This is a genomic window from Candidatus Methylomirabilota bacterium, assembly GCA_036002485.1.
In the GTDB taxonomy this organism is placed as follows: Bacteria; Methylomirabilota; Methylomirabilia; order Rokubacteriales; family CSP1-6; genus AR37.
Genome location: DASYTI010000158.1, coordinates 1 through 20,033, shown reverse-complemented (window position 1 = coordinate 20,033; position 20,033 = coordinate 1). Strand labels below are relative to the sequence as shown.

Sequence of the window (20,033 nt, the reverse complement as noted above, 5' to 3'; positions counted from 1 at the left end):
CCAGAACCACTCTCCCCACGGCACGTACGCCACCTCGCCGAGCGCGACCTTCTGGATCTCGTCGGCGATCTGCTTGCGTTTCGTCTGATCGGTCGCGCGCACCCAGTCGGTGGTGAGCTTTTCGAGCTGCGGGATGTCGGGACAGCCGAACAAGGCGCCCAGGCCGGCTCCCGACAGACCGAAGTGGACCGCGGGGCTCATCACATCCGGCGCCATCCACGAGGTGTGCACGATGTTCCAGCCGCCCTTGTCTGGCGGCTCCCTGCTGGCCCGGACGGTGAGGGTCGTCGACCAGTCCATCGCCTTGAAGTCAACGTTGAAGCCGATGGACTCGAGCCGCTGGCGTGTGACGACGGCCGCGCTGTTGTACAACGGCCTGTCGGTAACCTGGATTACCATGACCGGCCGGCCGTCGTAGCCCGACTCCTTCACGAGCTGCCTCGCCCTGTTGAGGTCGTGCTTCATGATCGGCTCGGCGCCGACCGTTGTTGCGTAGGGCCCGCTACACCCGAAGACCGAATAACAAGGCCGATAGTACTTCGGCTGCCCGATCGCCCAATGAAGATACGTAACTTGGTCCATCATGTGGAGCAGCGCCTCGCGCGCCTTCTTGTTGTTGAACGGCGGGTGGAGGTGGTTCGGCCGGAGCCAGCCTGCGTTCCAAAGGGATCGAAGAGGAATGTCCGCAGGGCCGGGTTCTGTTCGATCTTCGGAATGAAGTCGAGCGGCGGCTGCTCCCACCAGTCCACCTCACCCGCTGCGAGGGCGTCCGCTGCTGTCGCGGGATCGGGGATGTATCGCCAGATCACCTTGTCGAGGTACGCCCTCTTACCGCCCGTCGAGCCGCTCGGCGCCTCGTTGCGCGGGACATAGTCGGGGTTCCGCATGTACACGACCTGGTTGCCCGGTTGCCACTCGTCCCTTACGAACTTGAACGGTCCGGAGCCCACGATCTCCTTGATCTGCTCGTCCGGAGAGGTAGCCGCGACCCGCGCCGGCATCATGAAGGGCACGTTGCTCGAAGGCTTTCCCAGCCCGTCGAGCACGGGGCCGAAGCGCTCGGCGAGCTCCAGCGTAAACGTCTTCTTGTCGACGGGCGCAATCTTCCCCACGTGCGCCATGAGGAGCTGACCGAAGCGATCCCTCTTTCCCCAGCGCTTGAGCGATTCCACACAGTCTTCAGTCCGGACCGGCTGCCCGTCATGCCACCGGAGGCCGGCGCGCAGCGTAAACGTGTACTTCATGCCGTCGGGCGACACAGCGTAGTGATCGACCATCTGCGGCTTGATCTGAAGCTTCTCATCGGTGCCGAAAAGAGTGTCGTACACGAGGTAGCCGTGGTTGCGCGTGATGTAGGCAGTCGTCCAGATGGGATCCAGAACCTTCAGGTCGGCCTGTGCCACGAACCGGAGGGTTTCCCCGCGCTTCTGGGCCTGGACCGCCGGCGCGCCCAGCGTCACGGCAGCGGCCGTCGCGGCCACGCCTCCGAGCAACTGTCGGCGACTGAGACGGCTCATCTCACGCTCCCTGTGGAACGGATCCTTTAATGACTGGAGAACGAGTGAGCTCTCAATTCAGCACGGTCATGGGAAAAAGGCTCAGTCGTGAACCGATTCTGCGACATGTTCAGCCAGTTGCTCAAGCTCTTTCCGCGGACCGCGAGTTCCAGACCACCTCGGCACTATACTCGCGCTATGTGGGTCCGCCTGGCCTCAGCTGCCCTCCTGGCGACGGCGCTGGTGGCGGCGCCGACGGCGGCCCTGGCGGCGCCCGAGATCATCGAGGTCCCCACCCGGGACGGCGTCACCGTGCGCGTGCTCGTGGTGGCGCCCGCCGAGGCGCCGTCGGCCACCGTCCTGCTCTTCCCCGGCGGCTGGGGCGCCCGCCAGTTCGGCACCGGGGACGGGGGCAGCGTGCGACTCGGGATCAACTTCCTCGTGCGATCCGCGCCGCTCTTCGCAGAGCGCGGGCTTCTCGCGGCTGCCATCGACACCCCGTCCGATCAGCCGGGCGGCATGACCGACGCCTGGCGACTCGGCCCTCAACACGTCACAGACATTCGCAAGGTCATCGATGCACTCCAGGCGCGGGCCCCTGGTCGCATCGTGCTGATAGGCACGAGCCGTGGCACGCTCTCGGCAGCCGCTGTGGGGGCCCGGCTCGATGATCCCCGCGTCTCCGGCGTCGTCCTGACATCATCCATGGTCGAGCACGGGCGTGGCCGCTGGGCGACGGTGTATGAGACTCCTCTCGGCAAGATCAGCGCGCCCGTGTTGATCGTGCACCATCGCGAGGACGACTGCCGGGCCACCCCCATCGGCGCCGCGCTGTCCCTTCCCCGCTGGCTCAAGAAGTCGCCTCGGGTGGATTTCGTCGAGGTCTCCGGAGGCGATCCCGCGATCTCCGACTCCTGCGAGCCGCTGGCCGCCCACGGCTATCTCGGCCGCGAGGCCCAGGTCATTCAGGTCATCGCCGACTGGATAGCCGGCCGGCCCGTCCCGAAACAGGTGCGTTAGCGCGGCGGCACCGTCCAGAGCGAGAGCGCGTGGATGCGGTCGGGCCCCTTGAACTGGAAAACGCGCTCGGGCGCCCAGTCGCCGATGGGGAAATCGTGAGAGACGATGCGCGCGCCGGGCTTGAGCTGGCTCTGGAGCTTGGGCCGCAAGCGCGCGTTGACGCTGGGTGAGAGGTACATCGTCACCACGGTCGCCTCGCCGATATCGGCCTCGAAGATGTCCTGCTGCAGGAACCGCGTGCGCTCGCCCACCCCCGCGCGCCGTGCGATCTTCACCGACTCGGCGACGAGGGCCGGGTCGAGCTCGATGCCCACGCCGCGCGCGCCGAAATAGCGGGCAGCCGCGATGACGAGCCGCCCGTCTCCCGACCCGAGATCGTACACGACGTCCTCGGGCGTGACGCGGGCCAGCCTCAGCATCTCCATGACCACCTCGGAGGGCGTCTGGACGTAGGGCACCTCCACGCCGAGGACGCGCGCGCAGCCCATCCAGCTCGTCACGAGGAGCCCCAGCCCTGAGCACAATCTGATCAGTCTCTGCAGGCGATCCATGCCGCGCATCCTACCTTATCGGGACGCTCTGGACCGGCGGCCCGCGCACGGGCGAGCGCCCACGCTGGCTGCCCTTTGTAAGATTCACTCGGTAAACGGGACAGCCTCCTGCGCAAATTTGCCGGTCGGACGTGGAGCATCCGAAGCATTCCGCCCAAGCAGCCGTCATCTCGCTCTCTGGCATAACCCTTGCTAACCTCAGCGCCTTGATCGAACTGGTCATGACGACCGGTGCCTGGCTCCACTCTCGGACGACCCCACAGGAGGACAGAAGCGATGGTGACCATCGTGACGAACGTTCACCTCAAGGAAGGCAGCGAGCAAGATTGGGATGCCGCGATGCGCGAGCGCATGGCGGCGGCGAAGAATCAGCGGGGCTGGGTCGGAGGTCAGATGCTCGAACCCGAGGACGATCCCACGCGGCGCGTGATCGTGGGCACCTGGGAGACTCGAGACGACTGGGAGAAATGGCACGAAGATCCCGAGTTTGCGGAGACGCGCGAGGAGCTCGAGGGGCTGGTATTGGAGCCCGAGGAGCATGAATGGCATGAGGTCGTGCTCGACGTGCGGCGGACCGCGGCCCGTCCGGCCGCCCTAAAGCGTGAATCCCGATCGAGCTCACGACGCAAGGCAAGCTAGCGAGATCCGATTCGGCGAGAGCAGCGGCCGGTCGAGCTACCAAGCTCCGCTCGAGGCCGGGGAGGGAGGCATCGAATGGGTGACTCCAGCATCACCAAAGTCGAATCCAGGCATTCGCCGCATGGCGACATGGGCCAGGTCTACCTCGCCTCCGGCAAGTCGGTGTCGATGCGGCTGTGGCAAGAGGAGCCCGGTAAGACCACCGAGCAAACCGTCCGCGACTACGAGACGGTCGGCTACGTCATCGAGGGCACGGCCGAGTTCGAGAGCGAAGGGCAGCTCATCACGCTCGGTCAGGGCGATTCCTGGGTGGTCCCGCGGGGGGCCAGGCACCGCTACCGGATCATCGACGAATTCGTCGCGGTGGAGGCCACGAGCCCACCCGCCCAGGTACACGGCCGGGATCATCCGCCTTCTCGAGCTAGCGCGACCTGACACGCTGTCTCGTCGGCTCCGTTACGATCTGTTGGCGACAACCCCTGATCGCTTCTGCGATCAGGGGACGCGCCAGGAAGGAGAATGGCTCTCGAGATGGCGGCGGGCGACGGATGCGTTCACGGGGTCCAGCCACTTGACCTGCGCTAGCCGGGCCCGAGCGGCCCTCAGGTGGGGGGGGTCAACGGCGCCGGTCGCGTCGTGATGGGGAAGATGACGTACTTTCCGTCCGTCAGGCGAGATCTCGACGACTGCAAAGGCCGAATCAGGGAGCCGCGCGATGCGAGCGCTCGACCACTCTTCCGCCTCTGCTGAAGAGCGGGCCAGCACGGCGAGGAAAACCAGCAGACCTGTCCGGCGTAGCGCCATCCACCACCTCGCATCGAGCATGGCCGACGAGGCGACGATTCACAATGTCCAAAGATGGATACGCGGTGCGCTTTCGCGAAACTTTCGCGCGGGCTCTTCCTACGCCAGACATTCGAGCCCTTTTTCGCGCGCCACTGCTATCTACGCGTGCTGTACCTTCCGGGCACTCGGGACGAATCGAACCTCCAGACGCTTGCCAACCGCCCCAGCGATCTTGGCGAGGGTCGCGACGGTATACCCGCGATAGGTACTCTGCTCCATTCGGGCGATCGCGGACTGATGAGTCCCGATCCGCCTGGCGAGCTCGGCCTGGCTGAGCTTGCGTTCCTCCCGGAGCTTCGCGATCTCATTGGCAAGTTGCAGGCGCGTCAGCTCGCGCTCATAGTGCGCCCTCAGCGCCCGGTTGTTCCCAAGCTCGTCGTGAATATCACGCATGAGTGTCATACGCTTTGCCATTGTCGCCTCTTCTCACTGTAGCTTGGCTTTCCGCGACAGCGCGAGATCCAGTTCTCGGGCGGGAATCTGCTCCGCCCGCTTCACGAACCCGTGAAGCAACACGATTTTCCGTCCGGGCCGGAAGCAGTAAATGGTTCGGAACGGTCCCTCGTGGTGACGGATACGCATCTCAAAGAGCCCATTCCCCTACGCCCGTGACTTCGGTAAGTGTAGCTGGTTACCTTCGGTTGCAAGCATGTGGAGTGCCGCGTATACCTTCGCCTTCGCGTGCACGGAGAGCCCATTTAGGAAGACTTTGACAGGCCGAGCGCCGTGCGGACCCTGATAGTCATCTACCTCCCATCGGTAACCCGCTCTCATAGCATAACAAACATGTTATGAGAGTCAAGCGGGTTCCGGGCGTCGGGCCATCGGCCACCTCACATCGAGCATGGCCGGCGAGGCGACGATTCACAATGTCGAAAGAGTGATACGCCGAGCCCTCCGCCACCGGCTCGGCGACGGAGACGGTGAGACCTAGAACCCTACTCGGCGGCGGGCAGCGGCTCGACGCGCCCGGAGCCCTCCTCGTCCTCTTTGGGCGTGGCCGCGGGCGTGCGCACACGGCGCATGAGCAGGACGGCCAGGGGCAGCACGGTAAAGAGCACCGCGAGCAGCCAGAAATCATCGGCATAGGCCAGCACCTGCGCCTGGCCCACGATGTCGTGGTAGAGCATGGCGGTGGCCTGCCGCTCGGCGGTGAAGCTATCGGATCCGCGCGAGGCAAAGTGCAGCGTCCACTGCTTGAGGCGGGCCGCCGTCTCCGGGTCCCACGCGTTGACGTTGGCGCCCAGGGTGGACTGGTGCTGCTGACTGCGACGGACCAGGAAGGTGGTGGCGAGGGCCACCCCCACGCTCCCGCCCAGATTCCGGAGGACGTTGAAGGCGGAGGTGGCATTGCCGAGCTTGTGGCGATCGATGGTGGCCAGGGTCAAGGTCACCAGCGGCACGAAGATGAAGCCGAGCCCGAAGCCCTGGATGAAGCGCGGCACGACGAGCGACCAGTAATCCATGGTCAGGGTGAGATGGGCCATCATGTAGAGGCTGACCGCATTGATCAGACATCCGGCCGCGACCAGAATGCGCTGATCCATCCGCGTCACCAGGCGGCCGGCGATGATCAGCGAGATGAGATTGCCCACCCCTCCCGGCCCCAGGACGGCCCCGGAGTTCCACGCGTCATAGGCGAGGAGCTTCTGTGTGTAGAGAGCGACCAGGAGCATGCTCGAGTAGAGCCCGAGCCCTACCAGCATGACGAGCGTCGAGCCCGTGGCAAAGTTCCGGTCGCGAAAGACGCCCAGATCCAGGATGGGCTCGCGGGCCGTGAGCTCCCGGATGATGAAGCCGACCACGGCGACCACGGCCACCACCGAGAGCGTCACGATGAGCGGAGAGTCGAACCAGTCCTCGTGCTCGCCGCGATCAAGCACGAGCTGGAGACAGCCGAATCCCACCACCATGAGCACGAGCCCGAGGGCATCGATGCGCCCCGGCTTCTTCAGATAGGGCGGGTCGAAGAGGAAGGTGCTGACCATGATGAAACCGAGGAACCCGATGGGCAGGTTGACGTAGAAGATCCAGCGCCAGGACCAGTTGTCCGCGATCCAGCCTCCCAGGGTCGGCCCGAAGATGGGGCCCATCATGATGCCGATGCCCCACACGGCCATGGCGAGGCCGCGCTGACCCAGCGGGAAGATCTCCCAGAGGATGGCCTGCGAGAGCGGGATCAAGGGGCCGCCGCCGAGTCCCTGGAAGATGCGGGCGATGATGAGAAAGGTCAGGTTGGGCGCCAGCCCCGAGAGAAAGGAGCTGATCGTGAAGATCGTGGTGCAGATGAGGAAGAAGCGGCGGCGCCCGATATAGCCGGCGAGCCATCCCGTGGCGGGAATCACGATGGCGTTGGCGGCCAGGTAGGAGGTGATGACCCAGGTCACCTCCTCGACGCCGGCGGACAGCGCCCCCTGCATGTGAGGAAGCACCACGTTGGTGACGCTGGTGTCGAGGACCTGCATGACCGTGACCAGCATGGCGGAGAGCGTGATGAGCCACTTCTGCGCTCCGGAGAAGTCTCCGGCGGCCGCCGCCGTCATGCTAGCGGGGACGATTCAAGAACGGTCTTCCCACGAGACGGCCCCCTCACCCTGCCCTCTCCCCCGAGGCGGGGGCGAGGGATGAGAACAGTCTCATCACGCTGACTCTTTCATCTCATCCGCGGTTCGAGCTGCAGCGGCGCAGTCGCGAGGCGAGAGCTGAAATAGGTGAGGGGGCGCGCACCTAGCGGGTCTTCACGGTCACCACGGCGGACATGCCCGCGCGCAGCGTGTGGGGATTGCTGATCTGACCGGGATCGAGCCGGATCTTCACGGGCAGGCGCTGGACCACCTTGACCCAGTTGCCCGTGGCGTTCTCGGGGGGCAGCAGCGAGAAGCGCGCGCCCGTGCCCGCGGCGAGCGAGTCCACCGTGCCATGCAAGACGCGGTCGGAAAAGGTATCCACGCTGATCTCGGCGCGCATGCCGGGCCGGATCCGGGCGAGCTGCGTCTCCTTGAAGTTCGCCAGGATCCAGACCTCATGCAGCGGCACGATGGCCAGGAGCGGCTGTCCCATCTGGGCGATCTGCCCCAGCTCGACCGTGCGCCGGGAGACGACGCCGTTCACGGGGGACCGGATCTCGGTGTGCTGGAGCTGGAGCTCGGCGAAGGCGAGATCAGCCCGCGCCTGGGCCAGCGCCGCGTCCGCGCGGATGATGTCGGCCTCCTTCATGGGCACCTGGTGGCGCTGGCTCTCGGCCCTGGCGAGCGAGCCTTTGAGCTCGGCCACCCGCTGCCGCGCCTGCTGGATCCCGAGCACCTTGGAGGCGAGCTCGGCCTCGGTCTGCTGCACCGCGCGCTCGGCCTGAGTTTTCCGCCGCTCGGTCGCCTCCATGGTCGCGCGCGCCGCGGCCTCGGCAGATTCGGCCTGCTCGTAGTCGCGCAGGGCCACCAGCCCGGCCTGGACCAGCTTCTTCTGCCGGTCCATTTCCCGGACGGCCTGGCTGGCCGTGGCCTTGGCCCCGGCCGCCTCCGCGGCCGCCGCCGCCGCCGCCGCGCGCATCGACTCCACCTTGGCCTTGGCCTCTTCGACGGCGGCCAGGCTGGCTGACTCCCCCGCGCGCGCGCCCTCGAGAGCCCCGCGCGCCTCGTCACCCTGCGCCTGGGTCACCCCGCGGGTCATGGGCAGCTCCGCGCGCAGGCTCACCGCGGCCGCCTCGGCCACCGCGACGGCCGCCGCCGCCTGATCACGCTTGGCGCGGAAGTCGCGCGCATCCACGCGCACGAGCAGGTCACCCGCCTTGACGAGCTGATTGTCCTGGACGAGGAGCTCGGCGACATTGCCCATGACCTTGGAGCTGACGACGGTGACGGCGCCCTCGACATAGGCATCGTCGGTCGACACGTGACCGCGCGAATGCCACCAGGCCCATCCGCCGTAGAGAATGCCGGCCAGGGCAATGACAGAGGCGGCGCCGATGATGACCCGCCGCCGTTGGTCGGGTATGCCGTTCACGCTGGTCTAGGTCTCCGCGAGCGCGGGCCGGCCGCGCCGGGTCACTATTTCCGTTCCTCGAGGCTCTTGAGGAGTCGCTCGGACTGCTCCAGGTTCTTGCGCGCCGCGATGTGCTGCGGATCGAGCTCGAGCACCGCCTTCCACTCGACGATGGCCTCAGGCAGCTTCTCCTCCCGATAATACCGGATTCCGCGGCCGAAGTGGTCGTCGATGAGCCGGGTGCGACTCTGGCGCCGGAGCTTCGCCGCATCCTCGTGATTGGGAGCGAGCTTCACGAGCTGGCCCAGGGTCGCGTAGGAGTCCCGGTATTGTCTCTGGTCGTATTGCGTCTTGCCCAGACCGTAGAGCGCGGACCGCTTCATGGCCAGGGCCTCGGCGTTATTGGGCGTGGAAGCGAGCAGGCGGTCGACGTCGCCGAGGGCGGTGGCATAGTCCTTCCGCTCGAAGGACTCGCGGGCTTCCGCCAGGAGCGGGTTGACCTCGACGGGCTCTTCGCGCGTCAGGGAGGCCGGCGTGGCGGGCGGCGGGGCCCCGGGACGCGGCAGCGGCGCGCGCGGCGCCTCGCGCCGGGCCCCCGGTCGGATGAGCGGCACCCCCGGCACCTCGGGAATCTTGAGCTGGGTGCCGGCGGCCAGGCGCGCATTGGGGGCGAGCCGATTCGTCTCGGCGATCACTTCACCGAGCGCGCGATTGCCATAGTACTGCTGGGCGAGGCCAGCCAGGGTCTCGCCCGTGCGCACGATGTGCGGGCGGCCCTCGACGTCGGGGGCTTGCTCGCGCAACGCCTCGAAGGCCGCGCGATTCTCCGGATCGAGCGCGAGCACGCCCAGGAAGCTCCGCCGCGCCGCCACCTGGGCGCCGCGGGCCTGGGCCGCCCGCCCCTCGGCCAGCCGCTGCGAGATCAAGCCGTCGATCTTCGCCTGCAGAGCCCCCTGTCCCGCTCGCGCGACGGCATTGTTCGGATCGACGGTCAGGGCGATCTTGCGAGCTTCGAGCGCTTCGCGCAGCCGTCCATCGCTCTCGAGGGCCTGCGCGCGGTCATTGTAGGTAGACACCAGGGCCAGCCGCTGGCTCGGGACCATCGGATCGGGGGGAGCGACGGCGACCGGAGCGACCGGAGCGCTCGTGGCGCAGGCCGCCATGGCCACGACCATCATGGCCAGGATACCCAGCCGGCCGACGATCACCGCAAGTCCTCTTCCTGGAAGACGGTCAGGTTCTTCACGAAGTCTTCCAGGGTCATGTCGGCGTAGATCTGGCTCCGGTGAATCGTGAGGGGCGAGACGAATGACGGGTTGGCCAGCCGGAGCACGGTGAAGGCCGCCAGGTATCCCGAGGCCTTGACCTGCTTCAGCACGTCGGTGTCCCACCGGCCGTACGGATACGCAAGCGTGTCCGGCATCTGTCCGAGCTGACGCTTGAACATGTCCCTGGGCAGAGCCAGCTCGGCCTGCATGCGGCGCTCGAACTGGGCCGAGGTCTCCCCCGGCGCGCGGCGCAGATCGTTGTGCGTCTTGGAGTGCGCCTGGACGTCGAAGCCCTCGGCCTGGAGGTCCTTCAGCTCCGGCCAGGACAGCGCGTTCCGCCCCGCCCCGACATAGTCGGTATAGACGAACAGGGTGGCCGCAAAGCCGAGCTCCTTCAGGACCGGATAGGCGAAGAGCTTGAAGGACTTGTAGCCGTCGTCGAAGGTGAGGACCACGGATTTCTTCGGGAGCTGCCGGCCCATCCGCGTGAACTCGAGGAAGTCGCCGAGGCTGATCGGCCGATAGCCCTCGGTCTTGAGATAGCGCATCTGCTGCTCGAAGCTGGCCGCCGACTGGATGAGCTTGCCCTTGGCCGCGCGGTCGAGATTGTGATAGACGAGGATCGGCACGAGCCGGTAGCCGTCCGCCGTCACGCCCGTTGGATTCCACGGCCGCTTGGGAATGACCACGGGCTGCCCCGCCGGGAAGGTGGCGGCGCCGGTATAGTCCTCGATCATCCACGCCTTGCTCCGATCACCGAGATGCCGCGCGGCGAGGCTGGCCGAGGTCTCCGGCGCATCGGGAACAACGACGAGGAAATCTTCGGACTGGCGCACGATCACCGGCTTCGGCGCGCTCGCGGGTGGCGGAGGCGGCGGCGGGGCCGCTGTCGCGCAGGCCGCCGCCGTCAGCGCGACGCCCCCGAGCAGGATCAGGAACCGAAGACCGCGCGCGCTCATCCTACCTGCCTAGGGCCGAGCACCTCGTAGACCTCGACCTCCTCGTCCTTGCCCTTGACTCGGAGAGGCCCCTGCGCGCGCACATCGATCGTCTCTTTCACCAGCTCCCAGATCCGCCGGCTCACGAGGATCTGGCCAGGCTTGGCACTGGACCCGAGGCGCGAGGCGAGATTGACATTGTCCCCGATGACGGTGTACTCCATGCGGTCCTCGGTACCCACGGTCCCCGCCACGACCTCGCCCGCATTGATGCCGATGCCGACCGCGAGGGGCTCGTGGCCACGGCTGACGCGGGAGGCCGAGAGCGCCTCGATGCCTTCCTGCATGGCCAGGGCCGCGCGCACCGACATCAGCGCATGCTCCGGGTGCGCGATGGGCGCGCCGAAGATGGCCATGATGCCATCGCCCAGGAACTTGTCGAGGGTACCGTCGTGCTTGAAGGTGATGTCGATCATGACCGTGTAGAAATCGTTGAGGAGCGAGACCACCCGCTCCGGGTCGAGGTGCTCCGACATGGTGGTGAAGCCCCGGATATCGCAGAAGAGGATGGTGACCTCGCGCCGCTCCCCCTTCAGGTGGAGGCTGTCCGGGTCCTTGAGCACTTCTTCCACCACCTCCCGCGCCACGTAGCGCGAGAACGCGCGCTTGATCATCTCCTTCTCGCGCAGGCTCTTGGCCATCTGGTTGAACGACTCGGTGAGCGTGCCGAGCTCATCGCGCGAGGTCACGGGCAGCGCCACCTGGAAGTTGCCCGCGGCGATGGCCCGCGTGCCCTCCATCAGCCGGAAAATCGGGCGCGACAGCAGCGTGGCAAGCCCCACGGCCGCCCCGAGGCCGAGGCAGACCATACCGAGGGTGATCAGGCTCGTCTGCCACTGCGCGCGTCTCACGGCGGCCGCGATGGACTCCTCGCTGAAGCCCAGGTAGAGGGCGCCGAGCCGGACCCGGCTGAACGTGAGCGGCACCGCGAAGTCGATGATGCCGCCGCGGGCCAGCGAGCGGTACGTCGTCACCACAAGCTGGTCGCGCGCGGGGGCGAGCGGAGCCATCCGCTCGACGATCTCGCCGGTCCGCCCGACATCCGAGTTCGCCCGCACGCGCCCCTTCTCGTCGGTGATGATCACGTAGGCCAGGTCGGCGTCCTTCATGGCGTCCTTGATCAGCACGTTGAGCGAGAGGTCATCGCGCTGCAGGAGCGAGGTCTTGGCGCCGGCGGCCAGGTTCTGGGCGATGGCGAGCCCGCGCTTGGTCATCTCGACGGTCAGGCTCTGCTGCTGCTGGCGCAGAAGGAAGAAGGCGACCAGCAAGATGGCCAGCATGAGCACGGCCGTCATCAGAAGCGAGAGCTTCGCCTTGAGGGAGCTGCCTACGTCCCGCCAGCCGGCCTGGCTCATGCGACGCTCCCCCCGGCTACCGCGCGCGTGGCCTGGAGCGCCTCCCGCGAGACGACCGTAGGATCGCGCGCCCACGCGGCGGGATTGGGCGCCTCGTAGGAGCAGTAGCCGCTATAGCCCTTCCCCGCGAAGGTGGCGAACCAGGCGGCGAAGGGCACGCTGCCCTGCCCCGGGGGGAGGCGGTCGAGCGCCTGGCCCGGCACGAGCCCGCTCCTCGGCACATCGCTGAACTGGACATAGGCGATCTCGGCGGGCGCGACATCCGCGAGGTCGTCCGGCTTGGCCCCGCTCCTCTGGAGGTGATACGTGTCGAGCAGCAGTCCCACCTGCGGGTGCGCCGCCCTGGCCAGCACTTCGCGCACGCTGCGAAGCGTATTGATCTGCGCGCACTGGGAGTTGAACTCGAGGGCGAGCCTGACGCCGTGGCGGCCCGCGATGTCGCCCACCTCCTTGACGCTGTCGGCCGCGCGCGCGACAGGGCCTTCACCCCGGTCGACGGGACTCATGACGGTACGGCTACCGAGATCCTTGGCCCAGCGGCACGACTCGTCGAAGGCGGCGAGGAGCCGCGCGCGCTCCGCGCCCTCGGCCCATAGCCAGCCCAGCTCGACGCCGACGCACGAGACGCCGAGAGCGCTCCGTCTGACGAGATCGAGCACCGCCTCGGCGGGCTGCCCGGCATCGGCCGCGCGCTTGAAGTCGAGACGGCGAAGCTCGATCGCATCCCAGCCGGTGGTCTTGACGATGTCGAGGACACGGGCGAGCGGCGTCGTGTCGAGCGTCCAGGTGTGGAGCGAGAGGGGGTTTGGCAACGGGAGGGCTCAGCGCGCCGCGAGCAGCATGAGAGGCGATCCCATCAGTCAAGCTCTCCGAAGGCCGTTGGCACGCGGGATCCGCGCCCCAATTGTGACCGTTCAACAAGTATACCGGCTCACCCCAGATCAGTCACCCAAGTTGGACGCGCGGCAATGGATCGATTTCCTTGGGCAAATAACCCCGATGGGCTGGGTCAGGGTGGGCCCGGGCGCTTGCTCAGGCCTATGGAGCGACCGACCTGGGCCGGAAGCGGGAGCATCTGGTGGGCGGCCAGGATTGTCTCGAGACGGTCCAGGATCTCGGGCGCCATCGACGCGGCCCGCCGCGTGTCCAGGCTCACGTGGAGCGACATGAGCTCATTGGTGGCGGCGAGGTAGCCGGCCTCGGCATGCCACATCTCGTGGAAGTAGTGGAGGCGCTTGGCGTCATAGGCGATGAGCCGCGTGGTGAAGCGGAGAGGATCGCCCTCGCGGACCTCGCGATGGTAGGTGACATGGGTCTCGAGCGAGAAGGTGGTGACCCGCCGCGAGCGTCGGTGCGCCTCGCCGAGCCCGACCCAGCTGAAGAACTCGTCGGTCGCGAGATCGAAGACCACGAGGTAGTAGCCCATGTTCATGTGGCCGTTGTGGTCTATCCACTCCGGCCTCACCCGGTCGCGATACACATCGAAGGGAGCGGGGATGGCGTGGATCATGCGATCTCGATCATACGGGAGGGCGGGCGCCAGCCGCGAAGCCCCCAGCGAAGCGAGCAGAGGGCGAGGACAGAGAGGGCCGCGGCCACGCAACCCGTCGCGACGAGACCGCCCCAGAGCCAGAGGTATCCGCCGAGGAGCGCGCCCAGCATGCGCCCGGTACTCCCGGTGGCCCCCACGGCCCCGATCATCGTTCCCCGGGCATCCGGCAGCAGCTCGGTGAAGAGTCCGACCGCGGAGACCACCGTGAACTCGAAGGCGACGAAAACCAGGAAGAGCGCGGCCAGGGCAAGGGGCAGCGTGCGAGCCACGAAGGGCAGCAGGAGATACGCGACGGCCGTCAGCGCGACTCCGCCCGTCACCGCGCGGGCGAGACCGACGCGATCGGACAGGAAAGCGGTCAGCGATTCCGCCACCAGCTCGGCCACGCCGATGACCATGGTGGCCGAGCCCAGCGCGGCGAGGGGAAGCCGGAAGTCGAGCTCGAGCCAGGCGCCGTAGATGACGAACAGAAAGTCATTGGCCATGCCGAAGCAGAGGCCATAGCCGAGCCCGCCCAGCGCCGCCCGCCGGCGCACGAGAAGACGCCACGCCTCCCTCACGGGCACCCCGCGCCGCGCGGCACCGCGGGACACGGGAACCCGCGGTAGCAAGATGGCCAGGAACACCACGCTCAAGAGGGCGAGCAGACCGAGAACGAGAAATGGAGAGCGCCAGCCGAAGGTGCCGATGAGCCAGCCCACCGTCGGAATGCCGATGAGCGAGCTGCCCGCCCAGGCGAACTCGATGAGGCCCACGGCGAAACCGCGCCGCGCCCAGGGCACGCGGGCGCCTATGTAGGCCTGGAGGGCAGGATCGAAGCAGCTCTTCCCGACCCCGGCGAGCAGGAGAGCGAGGAGCACCGTCGCGTAGAGCGGCAGCACGCCCACCGCGAGCATGCCGCCGGCAAGGCAGGCGAGCCCGATGAGCATCATGACGCGCGGCCCCCACCGATCGGCGAGCGTGCCCAGGAGCGGGCTCAGCAGTCCCATCCCCTGATTGAGCGCCACGAGCGAGGTGATGCGCGTGAGGGGCACGTCGAGGCCGCGGGCCAGGGCCGGCCCGAAGGGATACGCGAAGCGCCGCGCCGTATTGAGAAAGAAGCGCGCGAGCGCCGAGGCGGCCAGCTCGACGAAGAGCCGCCGCCCCGCGCTCGACGGCCGCACCCGAAACGCGCTTCCCTTCATCCCTCTCCCCTAATGGTGAAGAGGGTCAACCGGCCAAACGCTGCCCTCCATCCCTCTCCCCCATCGGGGGAGAGGGCAGGGTGAGGGGGCAATGCCTCAGGTGTCTCGGCTAGATATTCTTCGCCAGGAACTCCGAAGTGCGCGTCCGCGCCAGCTTGGCGCTGGGCTCGTGATAGCTCCCGCGCTCATCGCAGCTGAACCCGTGCCCGGCGGCCGGATAGATGTGCATGGGCAGGTTGGGCTGGGCGGCCCGGATGCGCGTGTGGTGCTCGGGCGGGATGGACTGGTCCGTCTCGCCGAAATGGAAGAGGACGGGACAGCGCGGCGTCTCGGTGGCGGTATCGGCCACGCCGCCGCCGTAGTAGCTGACGGCAGCCCGCACGCCGTCCACGCGCGTGGCGGCCAGCCAGGCCAGGGTGCCCCCCAGGCAATAGCCGACCACGCCGACCTTGAGGCCCTCGCCCGCCAGCGCCTTCACGGCCGCGCGGATGTCCTTGACCATGTCGTTCATGTCGATCTTGCCGCGGATGCTGCGGCCGAGCTCGATGTCCTCCGGCTTGTAGCCGGTCTCGAAGCCGCGCTCGGCGCGATCGAAGATGGCCGGGGCCAGCGCCACGTAGCCCTCCGCGGCGAAGCTGTCGGTCACCTTCCTGATGTGGCCGTTGACGCCGAAGATCTCCTGGATGACGACGAGCCCGCCCTTGGGGGCGCCCTTGGGTACCGCCCGGTAGCCTGCGAACTTGTGGCCGTCTTCCGCTGTCAGAGAGACCATCTCGCCCATACGTGGATCCTCCGGAGGTCCGCTCGGGGCGGACCTGCATTCAAGGGTGGAAGCGGGGTGCGGGCGACATATTACCTCAGCCCTGGCCTATTGGGGCGGCGCGATCCTACCCACAACCTGGGCGCCCAGGCCCGTACTGGGCATCGGCTTGAACACCACCGTCTCGGCCTGGGCCGGCAGGAACCCGCTCATCGGGCGAACGGCCAGGCCATGAGTCACCAGCACGAGGGTGCCCGGTCCGCGCCAACTCGACACCAGCTCCTTCAACTGAAGGAACCGTGAGGTCGATCCCGGAACAATGTCCGGAATGAGCGCCCATGAACTCTCGACCTGTCCCACCGCCATCAGCTGGGCCGTTTCCATGCAACGGCACACGGGTGAGGCGAGGATCTCGTCCACGCGCACGCCGTGCTTGCGAAAGGCCTCGCCGAGCGCCTTGGCCTGGGCGCGCCCGAGCTCATCCATGTTCCGTTGCGTCTTGCAGTCGTCCATCCTGAAGCCGGGCGGGTCGCCCCCGTATCCGGGCGGTGCGTTGCCGTGGCGAATCAGGGCCACGTGGCCGCCCTTGACGAGGGCGGCCCAGGATTCGCTGGCCTCCTCGGCGGCTCGCGCGGGCGTGATGATGATCAGGGAAACGGCAAGAGCGAAGGGAGCGAACCGACGGAACCGGCACGTCCTGCGCGATTCAATCACGGTATCCTCCTGATACGTTCCACGCCCGAGTCATGCGGCTACGCGAACAGTCAGCCGACCACCGCGTGGCACGTCACTCCGTGAAATCTGGATATCCGCCAGCCGCCCCGCTCTAATGTCGGCCTCGCCAAGCTCGATCCGGGAATGTGTCGTCGCCACGGCGATCACCCGCATTCCCGCCGAATGCGCGGCGCTCAGGCCGGCGGGAGCGTCCTCGACAACTACGCACCGCTCAGGCCTCACATCCAGTTTCGCCGCAGCCAGTAAGTACGCCTCAGGGTTCGGTTTGCCCCGCTTGACGTCGTCTGCCGTGATGAGCACCGCGGGCACCGGTAAGCTCGTATGCCTCAACCGGGTCATGGCGGTATCTCGGGTTCCCGAGGTCGCGATCGCCCACGCATCTGGGGGCAGCGACCGCACAAGCTGGGCGGCGCCGTCCATCGCCATCACGCCATCGGTGTCAAATGCTTCCCCCGCGTCCAGACGAGCGGCTTCCTCTTCCGCAGGCAAATGGGGCGCGACCAGGCGAATCGTTTCGACCGTTGGCCTTCCATGCGCGACTCGCATGATCTCGTCCCGGTCCAGATGGTGTTCGGCCGCCCACCGTCGCCAGTGCCGCTCGACACACACGACCGAGTCAACAAGGACACCGTCCAGATCAAACAGCACGGCATCACACTCCAACTCTGTCATCGACGTCGGCGCGCCCCCATGACTGCCCAGCGAGAATCAGGCCCGCCTGTTGAAATCAAGGACGATGTCTCCGGTAGTGACAAAGAGCGCTGCCTCAACGGAGACGAGCGGAATGCCGCCATTGCACCACGATCCATGCATATCGCGCAGTCTAGCGCACTTGTGGTTCTTGGGGTCAGGTCTCACAATCCAACACCCTCGAGCGACGCCGCGTGCCCTCGTTCTCGCGACTGGCCGCGGCCGACGCTCGTGGAACGAGCGCGAAATGGTGCGACCCCTCAACGGGGACGCTTACTTTTCCACGTCGAGCTCCACCACTCGAGCCCCGACTGAATTGCCGTGGACCGTGAGCTCGGCGAGGGCCACAGGAAGCTTGAAGCGACGCGGGCCGGAGCTGCCGGGATTGACGTAGAGCACCCCATCACGCTCCTTCACCGACGGCTTGTGGGAATGCCCCGACACGACGACCTGAAATCCAGCGGCCACGGGGTCCAGATCGAGCTCGGCGATATTGTGCACGACGTAGATGACTACCTGGCCGACCTGGAGCACTTCGACCTCTCGCACCGTCTCCGCCCACGGCCCTTTGTCGTTGTTGCCGCGGACGGCGGTCACAGGGGCGAGGGACGCGAGCTCTTTCAGAACGGCGGCATGCCCGATGTCGCCCGCGTGAACGATGAAGTCGCTTCCGCGCAAGAACGCCACTGCTTCCGGCCGCAGTAGACCGTGCGTGTCAGAGATAAGGCCTATACGTGGCATACGGGCGGCCGCAACTCATGTTGGATTGCAAGACCTGATCCCAACTCAGCACTTCACCGGATATGTGAGCACCAGGCGGTCCGCCCGGTACAGCTTCGTCCCATCGAAGCATCCAACAATTCTTGGCAGTGGGTCTTCGATGTCCTTCATGTCACGCCCCCTCTGCAGCTCCAGGTGTACGTGCTCGAAGCCGGGCAACGCGCGCTGGCCCGATGTGCCGACTGCCCCGATCCGTTGGCCGCGCTTGACACTGTCCCCGACTCGAACGGCGATCTCGGAGAAGTGGCAATAGACCGTTCGGAGGCCGTGATCATGGTCGATGACAACGATCAGACCGCACAGATCCCGGTTGTCCCGCGCCACGGTGACGCGGCCGTCGGCCGCCGCGAGCACGTCAGCGCCCGTGCGGCCGGCCACGTCGATGCCGCGATGAGGATTCAGTCGCGGATAGCCCTCTGCGCCCAACCAGTCGCCAAAGCCGGCAAGAATTCGCGGAGCTCCGTCCCCCGAGGGCGTCATCGCCCGCACAAGGTGCGTCAGGGGCAGAATCACGAGAAACACCGTGGCGACGACATTGACGACCACGGGAAAGAGCCGGACGCGCCCTTCGGCGCGGTAGCGGCGCGCGAACCGAATGAGCGAATTCACCAGCGAAAACACGACGAGGGCGGCCCCGGCCGCCGCCACGGCGGGAAAGAGAAATCGCGGCACCCGCTGGGCTATCCACGGCGTGGAGGCGCCCACGAACACCACGACGCCCGTGGGCAGGGCGATCCAGAGAGCACCACGACCGCGAGGTGTCCCCGCCGACTTTCTGTGGGCCATCACTCGAGGTCGTAGCTCTTCGTAGTGACCAGGGCAAGGTCCCCCGCGCCGATAATCGCAATCTTCAGGGAGCTCCCTTCGCAGTACCCAGCCCACTAACGTCAAAGCCGTGGCCCTCGCGCGGAAGGCCGGAAGCGACTATTCGACGATCTCCTTCTTGAGACTCTGGACAAACGCGACCACGTCGCGCTGTTCGGCCTTGGGTACCTTGACCTTCGCCAAGGTCGCGGCCGCATGACTGAGGAACACGTTCCAGTCGCTCTCGCTGATGCGCATGCCTCGGTGGGTGAGCACCATGTCCCTACCACGGTAGTACACCGGCCCGCCGGCACTCGCGCAGAGGTAGTCGATCAGGAGCTGCTTCTCACGCTTGACACCGTCTTCCCCGCGATGCGCCCAGAAGCGGCCGAGCTGCGGATCAGCCTGGAGCCGGGGCAGCAGATCATTCGCCACTGCCGTGATCGCGTCGTAACCCCCCAGGCGTTCGTAAAGGGTCTTCCTCTCGTCGCTCATCGTGTCCTCCTCAAGTCCGGGGACGCCGGATAGAGCAGCCTACCATCGAGGACGGCCGGCCCCTCTGCTGAACCGCGCGATCTCAGCGCCGGCGTTCCCTTTGATAGCCTCGACCTCCTCACGACCGTCCTCGCACTCCGGTTCCGCGGTGTCCGTTTCGGGACGAGGCGTCTCCTCCGCCAGCCCGTTGAGAACGCTTGCGGCCGGTGGCGGCATCACTTCACTTCAAGCGTCGAACGCTGCGCATGAGCCGCGCCGTTTTCTTGGCGTCGGCTCGATGCGTCTGTTCGACCCGAACAGGACCGCCGCGCTACTCACTCTGCCCGGGGTGTCACGCTACTCGAGCCTGACCCGATCACCACGGCGGATGGTGCCGCCCCGCACTACGGCAGCATACACACCGACGTTGACTTGGTTATGTTGGGCTGCTGTGCGCAGGATCCCCGGATCCCTCGAGAGATCCCCCTGAGCGAGAGTGGTCATCACACAGCGCCCGCAAGGACCGGTGATGTTCAGGCGCACCGCCGGCCCGAGGGCAAGCGTGTGGCCGATCCAGGCATTCTCCGCAAAGCCCTTCTCACCGGAAGCCAGCTGCACCACGATGTTTGGACGAAACCGCCGCACCTCGAAGCGGCCTTGCGGATACAGCTCACGCAGGCGATCGAGCGTGGCCGTGGTCAATAGATGGACCATGGCAACGTCGAAGAATGTCCCCTCCGGTAGCGTAAAATCGGTGACCGTGTCCCGGTGGTCGAGGCCTTCCATGTCCGGCCAGTACTCCTCGGCATTGACCGCCCCGCGCCGGGCTGCACGAAATGTCACCTCACGGTTGAGTGCCTTCGAGAGGATCTGATCGACATCACTCTGGTCGCTGGTGACAGC

Annotated in this window: 22 protein-coding genes; 3 read left to right on the top strand and 19 right to left on the bottom strand. The window is 66.8% G+C overall.

What is annotated here, in order from left to right; translation table 11 throughout:
* Together VGT00_15160 and VGT00_15155 are read right to left on the bottom strand one after the other, a co-directional pair.
* Positions 1-681: ABC transporter substrate-binding protein (locus VGT00_15160; protein HEV8532758.1), on the bottom strand; the 681-nt coding region annotated here is incomplete at its 3' end.
* A complete protein-coding gene (locus VGT00_15155) occupies positions 582-1,517 on the bottom strand; it encodes an ABC transporter substrate-binding protein (protein ID HEV8532757.1) in 936 nt (311 codons plus the stop codon). The genes VGT00_15155 and VGT00_15160, both read right to left, overlap by 100 nt.
* Positions 1,518-1,694: 177 nt before the next feature.
* Between VGT00_15155 and VGT00_15150 the strand changes: the two genes are divergently transcribed.
* Positions 1,695-2,516 carry an alpha/beta hydrolase gene (locus VGT00_15150; protein HEV8532756.1) on the top strand — a complete coding sequence of 274 codons (822 nt, stop codon included), beginning with the start codon at positions 1,695-1,697 and terminating at the stop codon, positions 2,514-2,516.
* Here the strand turns inward: VGT00_15150 and VGT00_15145 are convergent.
* Positions 2,513-3,067, bottom strand: coding sequence for a methyltransferase domain-containing protein (locus VGT00_15145; protein ID HEV8532755.1), 555 nt, complete (start codon positions 3,065-3,067; stop codon positions 2,513-2,515). The genes VGT00_15150 and VGT00_15145 overlap by 4 nt on opposite strands.
* Positions 3,068-3,343: 276 nt before the next feature.
* On the opposite strand from VGT00_15145, the gene VGT00_15140 reads away from it, so the two are divergent.
* Together VGT00_15140 and VGT00_15135 are read left to right on the top strand one after the other, a co-directional pair.
* On the top strand, positions 3,344-3,706 hold the full coding sequence (locus VGT00_15140; protein HEV8532754.1) for an antibiotic biosynthesis monooxygenase: 363 nt from the start codon (positions 3,344-3,346) through the stop codon (positions 3,704-3,706).
* A gap of 75 nt (positions 3,707-3,781) precedes the next feature.
* Positions 3,782-4,141 (top strand): cupin domain-containing protein, encoded by a 360-nt coding sequence (locus VGT00_15135; protein ID HEV8532753.1) that lies wholly within the window; start codon positions 3,782-3,784, stop codon positions 4,139-4,141.
* 510 nt (positions 4,142-4,651) lie between these two features.
* On the opposite strand, the gene VGT00_15130 is transcribed toward VGT00_15135, so the two are convergent.
* The 16 genes from VGT00_15130 to VGT00_15055 all read right to left on the bottom strand — a co-directional run.
* Positions 4,652-4,966: a helix-turn-helix transcriptional regulator gene (locus VGT00_15130; protein ID HEV8532752.1), complete on the bottom strand. Its 315-nt coding sequence runs from the start codon at positions 4,964-4,966 to the stop codon at positions 4,652-4,654.
* A 524-nt stretch (positions 4,967-5,490) separates the two neighbouring features.
* On the bottom strand, positions 5,491-7,095 hold the full coding sequence (locus tag VGT00_15125) for a DHA2 family efflux MFS transporter permease subunit (protein ID HEV8532751.1): 1,605 nt from the start codon (positions 7,093-7,095) through the stop codon (positions 5,491-5,493).
* Between the two features lie 184 nt (positions 7,096-7,279).
* Complete coding sequence (locus VGT00_15120; GenBank protein ID HEV8532750.1) at positions 7,280-8,551, bottom strand: HlyD family secretion protein; 1,272 nt, start codon at positions 8,549-8,551, stop codon at positions 7,280-7,282.
* Positions 8,552-8,595: 44 nt separating this feature from the next.
* Positions 8,596-9,738: a LysM domain-containing protein gene (locus VGT00_15115; protein HEV8532749.1), complete on the bottom strand. Its 1,143-nt coding sequence runs from the start codon at positions 9,736-9,738 to the stop codon at positions 8,596-8,598.
* Complete coding sequence (locus VGT00_15110; GenBank protein ID HEV8532748.1) at positions 9,735-10,757, bottom strand: polysaccharide deacetylase family protein; 1,023 nt, start codon at positions 10,755-10,757, stop codon at positions 9,735-9,737. The genes VGT00_15115 and VGT00_15110 overlap by 4 nt, the downstream gene beginning before the upstream one ends.
* Entirely contained in the window at positions 10,754-12,151 is a 1,398-nt protein-coding gene (locus VGT00_15105; protein ID HEV8532747.1) for an adenylate/guanylate cyclase domain-containing protein, read from the bottom strand. The genes VGT00_15110 and VGT00_15105 overlap by 4 nt, the downstream gene beginning before the upstream one ends.
* Positions 12,148-12,963 carry a sugar phosphate isomerase/epimerase gene (locus VGT00_15100; GenBank protein HEV8532746.1) on the bottom strand — a complete coding sequence of 272 codons (816 nt, stop codon included), beginning with the start codon at positions 12,961-12,963 and terminating at the stop codon, positions 12,148-12,150. Before VGT00_15100 ends, VGT00_15105 begins: the two co-directional genes overlap by 4 nt.
* A 197-nt stretch (positions 12,964-13,160) precedes the next feature.
* Positions 13,161-13,661 (bottom strand): thioesterase family protein, encoded by a 501-nt coding sequence (locus VGT00_15095; protein HEV8532745.1) that lies wholly within the window; start codon positions 13,659-13,661, stop codon positions 13,161-13,163.
* Positions 13,658-14,887 (bottom strand): MFS transporter, encoded by a 1,230-nt coding sequence (locus VGT00_15090; protein HEV8532744.1) that lies wholly within the window; start codon positions 14,885-14,887, stop codon positions 13,658-13,660. The genes VGT00_15095 and VGT00_15090 overlap by 4 nt, the downstream gene beginning before the upstream one ends.
* A gap of 109 nt (positions 14,888-14,996) precedes the next feature.
* A complete protein-coding gene (locus tag VGT00_15085; GenBank protein HEV8532743.1) occupies positions 14,997-15,668 on the bottom strand; it encodes a dienelactone hydrolase family protein in 672 nt (223 codons plus the stop codon).
* An 87-nt stretch (positions 15,669-15,755) separates the two neighbouring features.
* Positions 15,756-16,361: a histidine phosphatase family protein gene (locus VGT00_15080; protein HEV8532742.1), complete on the bottom strand. Its 606-nt coding sequence runs from the start codon at positions 16,359-16,361 to the stop codon at positions 15,756-15,758.
* A 30-nt stretch (positions 16,362-16,391) separates the two neighbouring features.
* Positions 16,392-17,030: an HAD-IA family hydrolase gene (locus VGT00_15075; GenBank protein HEV8532741.1), complete on the bottom strand. Its 639-nt coding sequence runs from the start codon at positions 17,028-17,030 to the stop codon at positions 16,392-16,394.
* A 315-nt stretch (positions 17,031-17,345) separates the two neighbouring features.
* Entirely contained in the window at positions 17,346-17,813 is a 468-nt protein-coding gene (locus VGT00_15070; protein ID HEV8532740.1) for a metallophosphoesterase family protein, read from the bottom strand.
* Positions 17,814-17,858: 45 nt separating this feature from the next.
* A complete protein-coding gene (locus tag VGT00_15065; protein ID HEV8532739.1) occupies positions 17,859-18,638 on the bottom strand; it encodes a M23 family metallopeptidase in 780 nt (259 codons plus the stop codon).
* A 138-nt stretch (positions 18,639-18,776) separates the two neighbouring features.
* A complete protein-coding gene (locus tag VGT00_15060; GenBank protein ID HEV8532738.1) occupies positions 18,777-19,151 on the bottom strand; it encodes a group 1 truncated hemoglobin in 375 nt (124 codons plus the stop codon).
* 336 nt (positions 19,152-19,487) lie between these two features.
* Positions 19,488-20,033 (bottom strand): MOSC domain-containing protein (locus VGT00_15055; protein HEV8532737.1); only part of this gene is annotated, 546 nt, incomplete at its 5' end.

What these genes read in the sequence shown, in the direction of transcription:
- VGT00_15155 (HEV8532757.1), bottom strand. Translation starts at nt 1,517, where the DNA reads ATGAGCCGTCTCAGTCGCCGACAGTTGCTCGGAGGCGTGGCCGCGACG.
- VGT00_15150 (HEV8532756.1), top strand. Translation starts at nt 1,695, where the DNA reads ATGTGGGTCCGCCTGGCCTCAGCTGCCCTCCTGGCGACGGCGCTGGTG.
- VGT00_15145 (HEV8532755.1), bottom strand. Translation starts at nt 3,067, where the DNA reads ATGGATCGCCTGCAGAGACTGATCAGATTGTGCTCAGGGCTGGGGCTC.
- VGT00_15140 (HEV8532754.1), top strand. Translation starts at nt 3,344, where the DNA reads ATGGTGACCATCGTGACGAACGTTCACCTCAAGGAAGGCAGCGAGCAA.
- VGT00_15135 (HEV8532753.1), top strand. Translation starts at nt 3,782, where the DNA reads ATGGGTGACTCCAGCATCACCAAAGTCGAATCCAGGCATTCGCCGCAT.
- VGT00_15130 (HEV8532752.1), bottom strand. Translation starts at nt 4,966, where the DNA reads ATGGCAAAGCGTATGACACTCATGCGTGATATTCACGACGAGCTTGGG.
- VGT00_15125 (HEV8532751.1), bottom strand. Translation starts at nt 7,095, where the DNA reads ATGACGGCGGCGGCCGCCGGAGACTTCTCCGGAGCGCAGAAGTGGCTC.
- VGT00_15110 (HEV8532748.1), bottom strand. Translation starts at nt 10,757, where the DNA reads ATGAGCGCGCGCGGTCTTCGGTTCCTGATCCTGCTCGGGGGCGTCGCG.
- VGT00_15105 (HEV8532747.1), bottom strand. Translation starts at nt 12,151, where the DNA reads ATGAGCCAGGCCGGCTGGCGGGACGTAGGCAGCTCCCTCAAGGCGAAG.
- VGT00_15095 (HEV8532745.1), bottom strand. Translation starts at nt 13,661, where the DNA reads ATGATCCACGCCATCCCCGCTCCCTTCGATGTGTATCGCGACCGGGTG.
- VGT00_15090 (HEV8532744.1), bottom strand. Translation starts at nt 14,887, where the DNA reads ATGAAGGGAAGCGCGTTTCGGGTGCGGCCGTCGAGCGCGGGGCGGCGG.
- VGT00_15085 (HEV8532743.1), bottom strand. Translation starts at nt 15,668, where the DNA reads ATGGGCGAGATGGTCTCTCTGACAGCGGAAGACGGCCACAAGTTCGCA.
- VGT00_15070 (HEV8532740.1), bottom strand. Translation starts at nt 17,813, where the DNA reads ATGCCACGTATAGGCCTTATCTCTGACACGCACGGTCTACTGCGGCCG.
- VGT00_15065 (HEV8532739.1), bottom strand. Translation starts at nt 18,638, where the DNA reads ATGGCCCACAGAAAGTCGGCGGGGACACCTCGCGGTCGTGGTGCTCTC.
- VGT00_15060 (HEV8532738.1), bottom strand. Translation starts at nt 19,151, where the DNA reads ATGAGCGACGAGAGGAAGACCCTTTACGAACGCCTGGGGGGTTACGAC.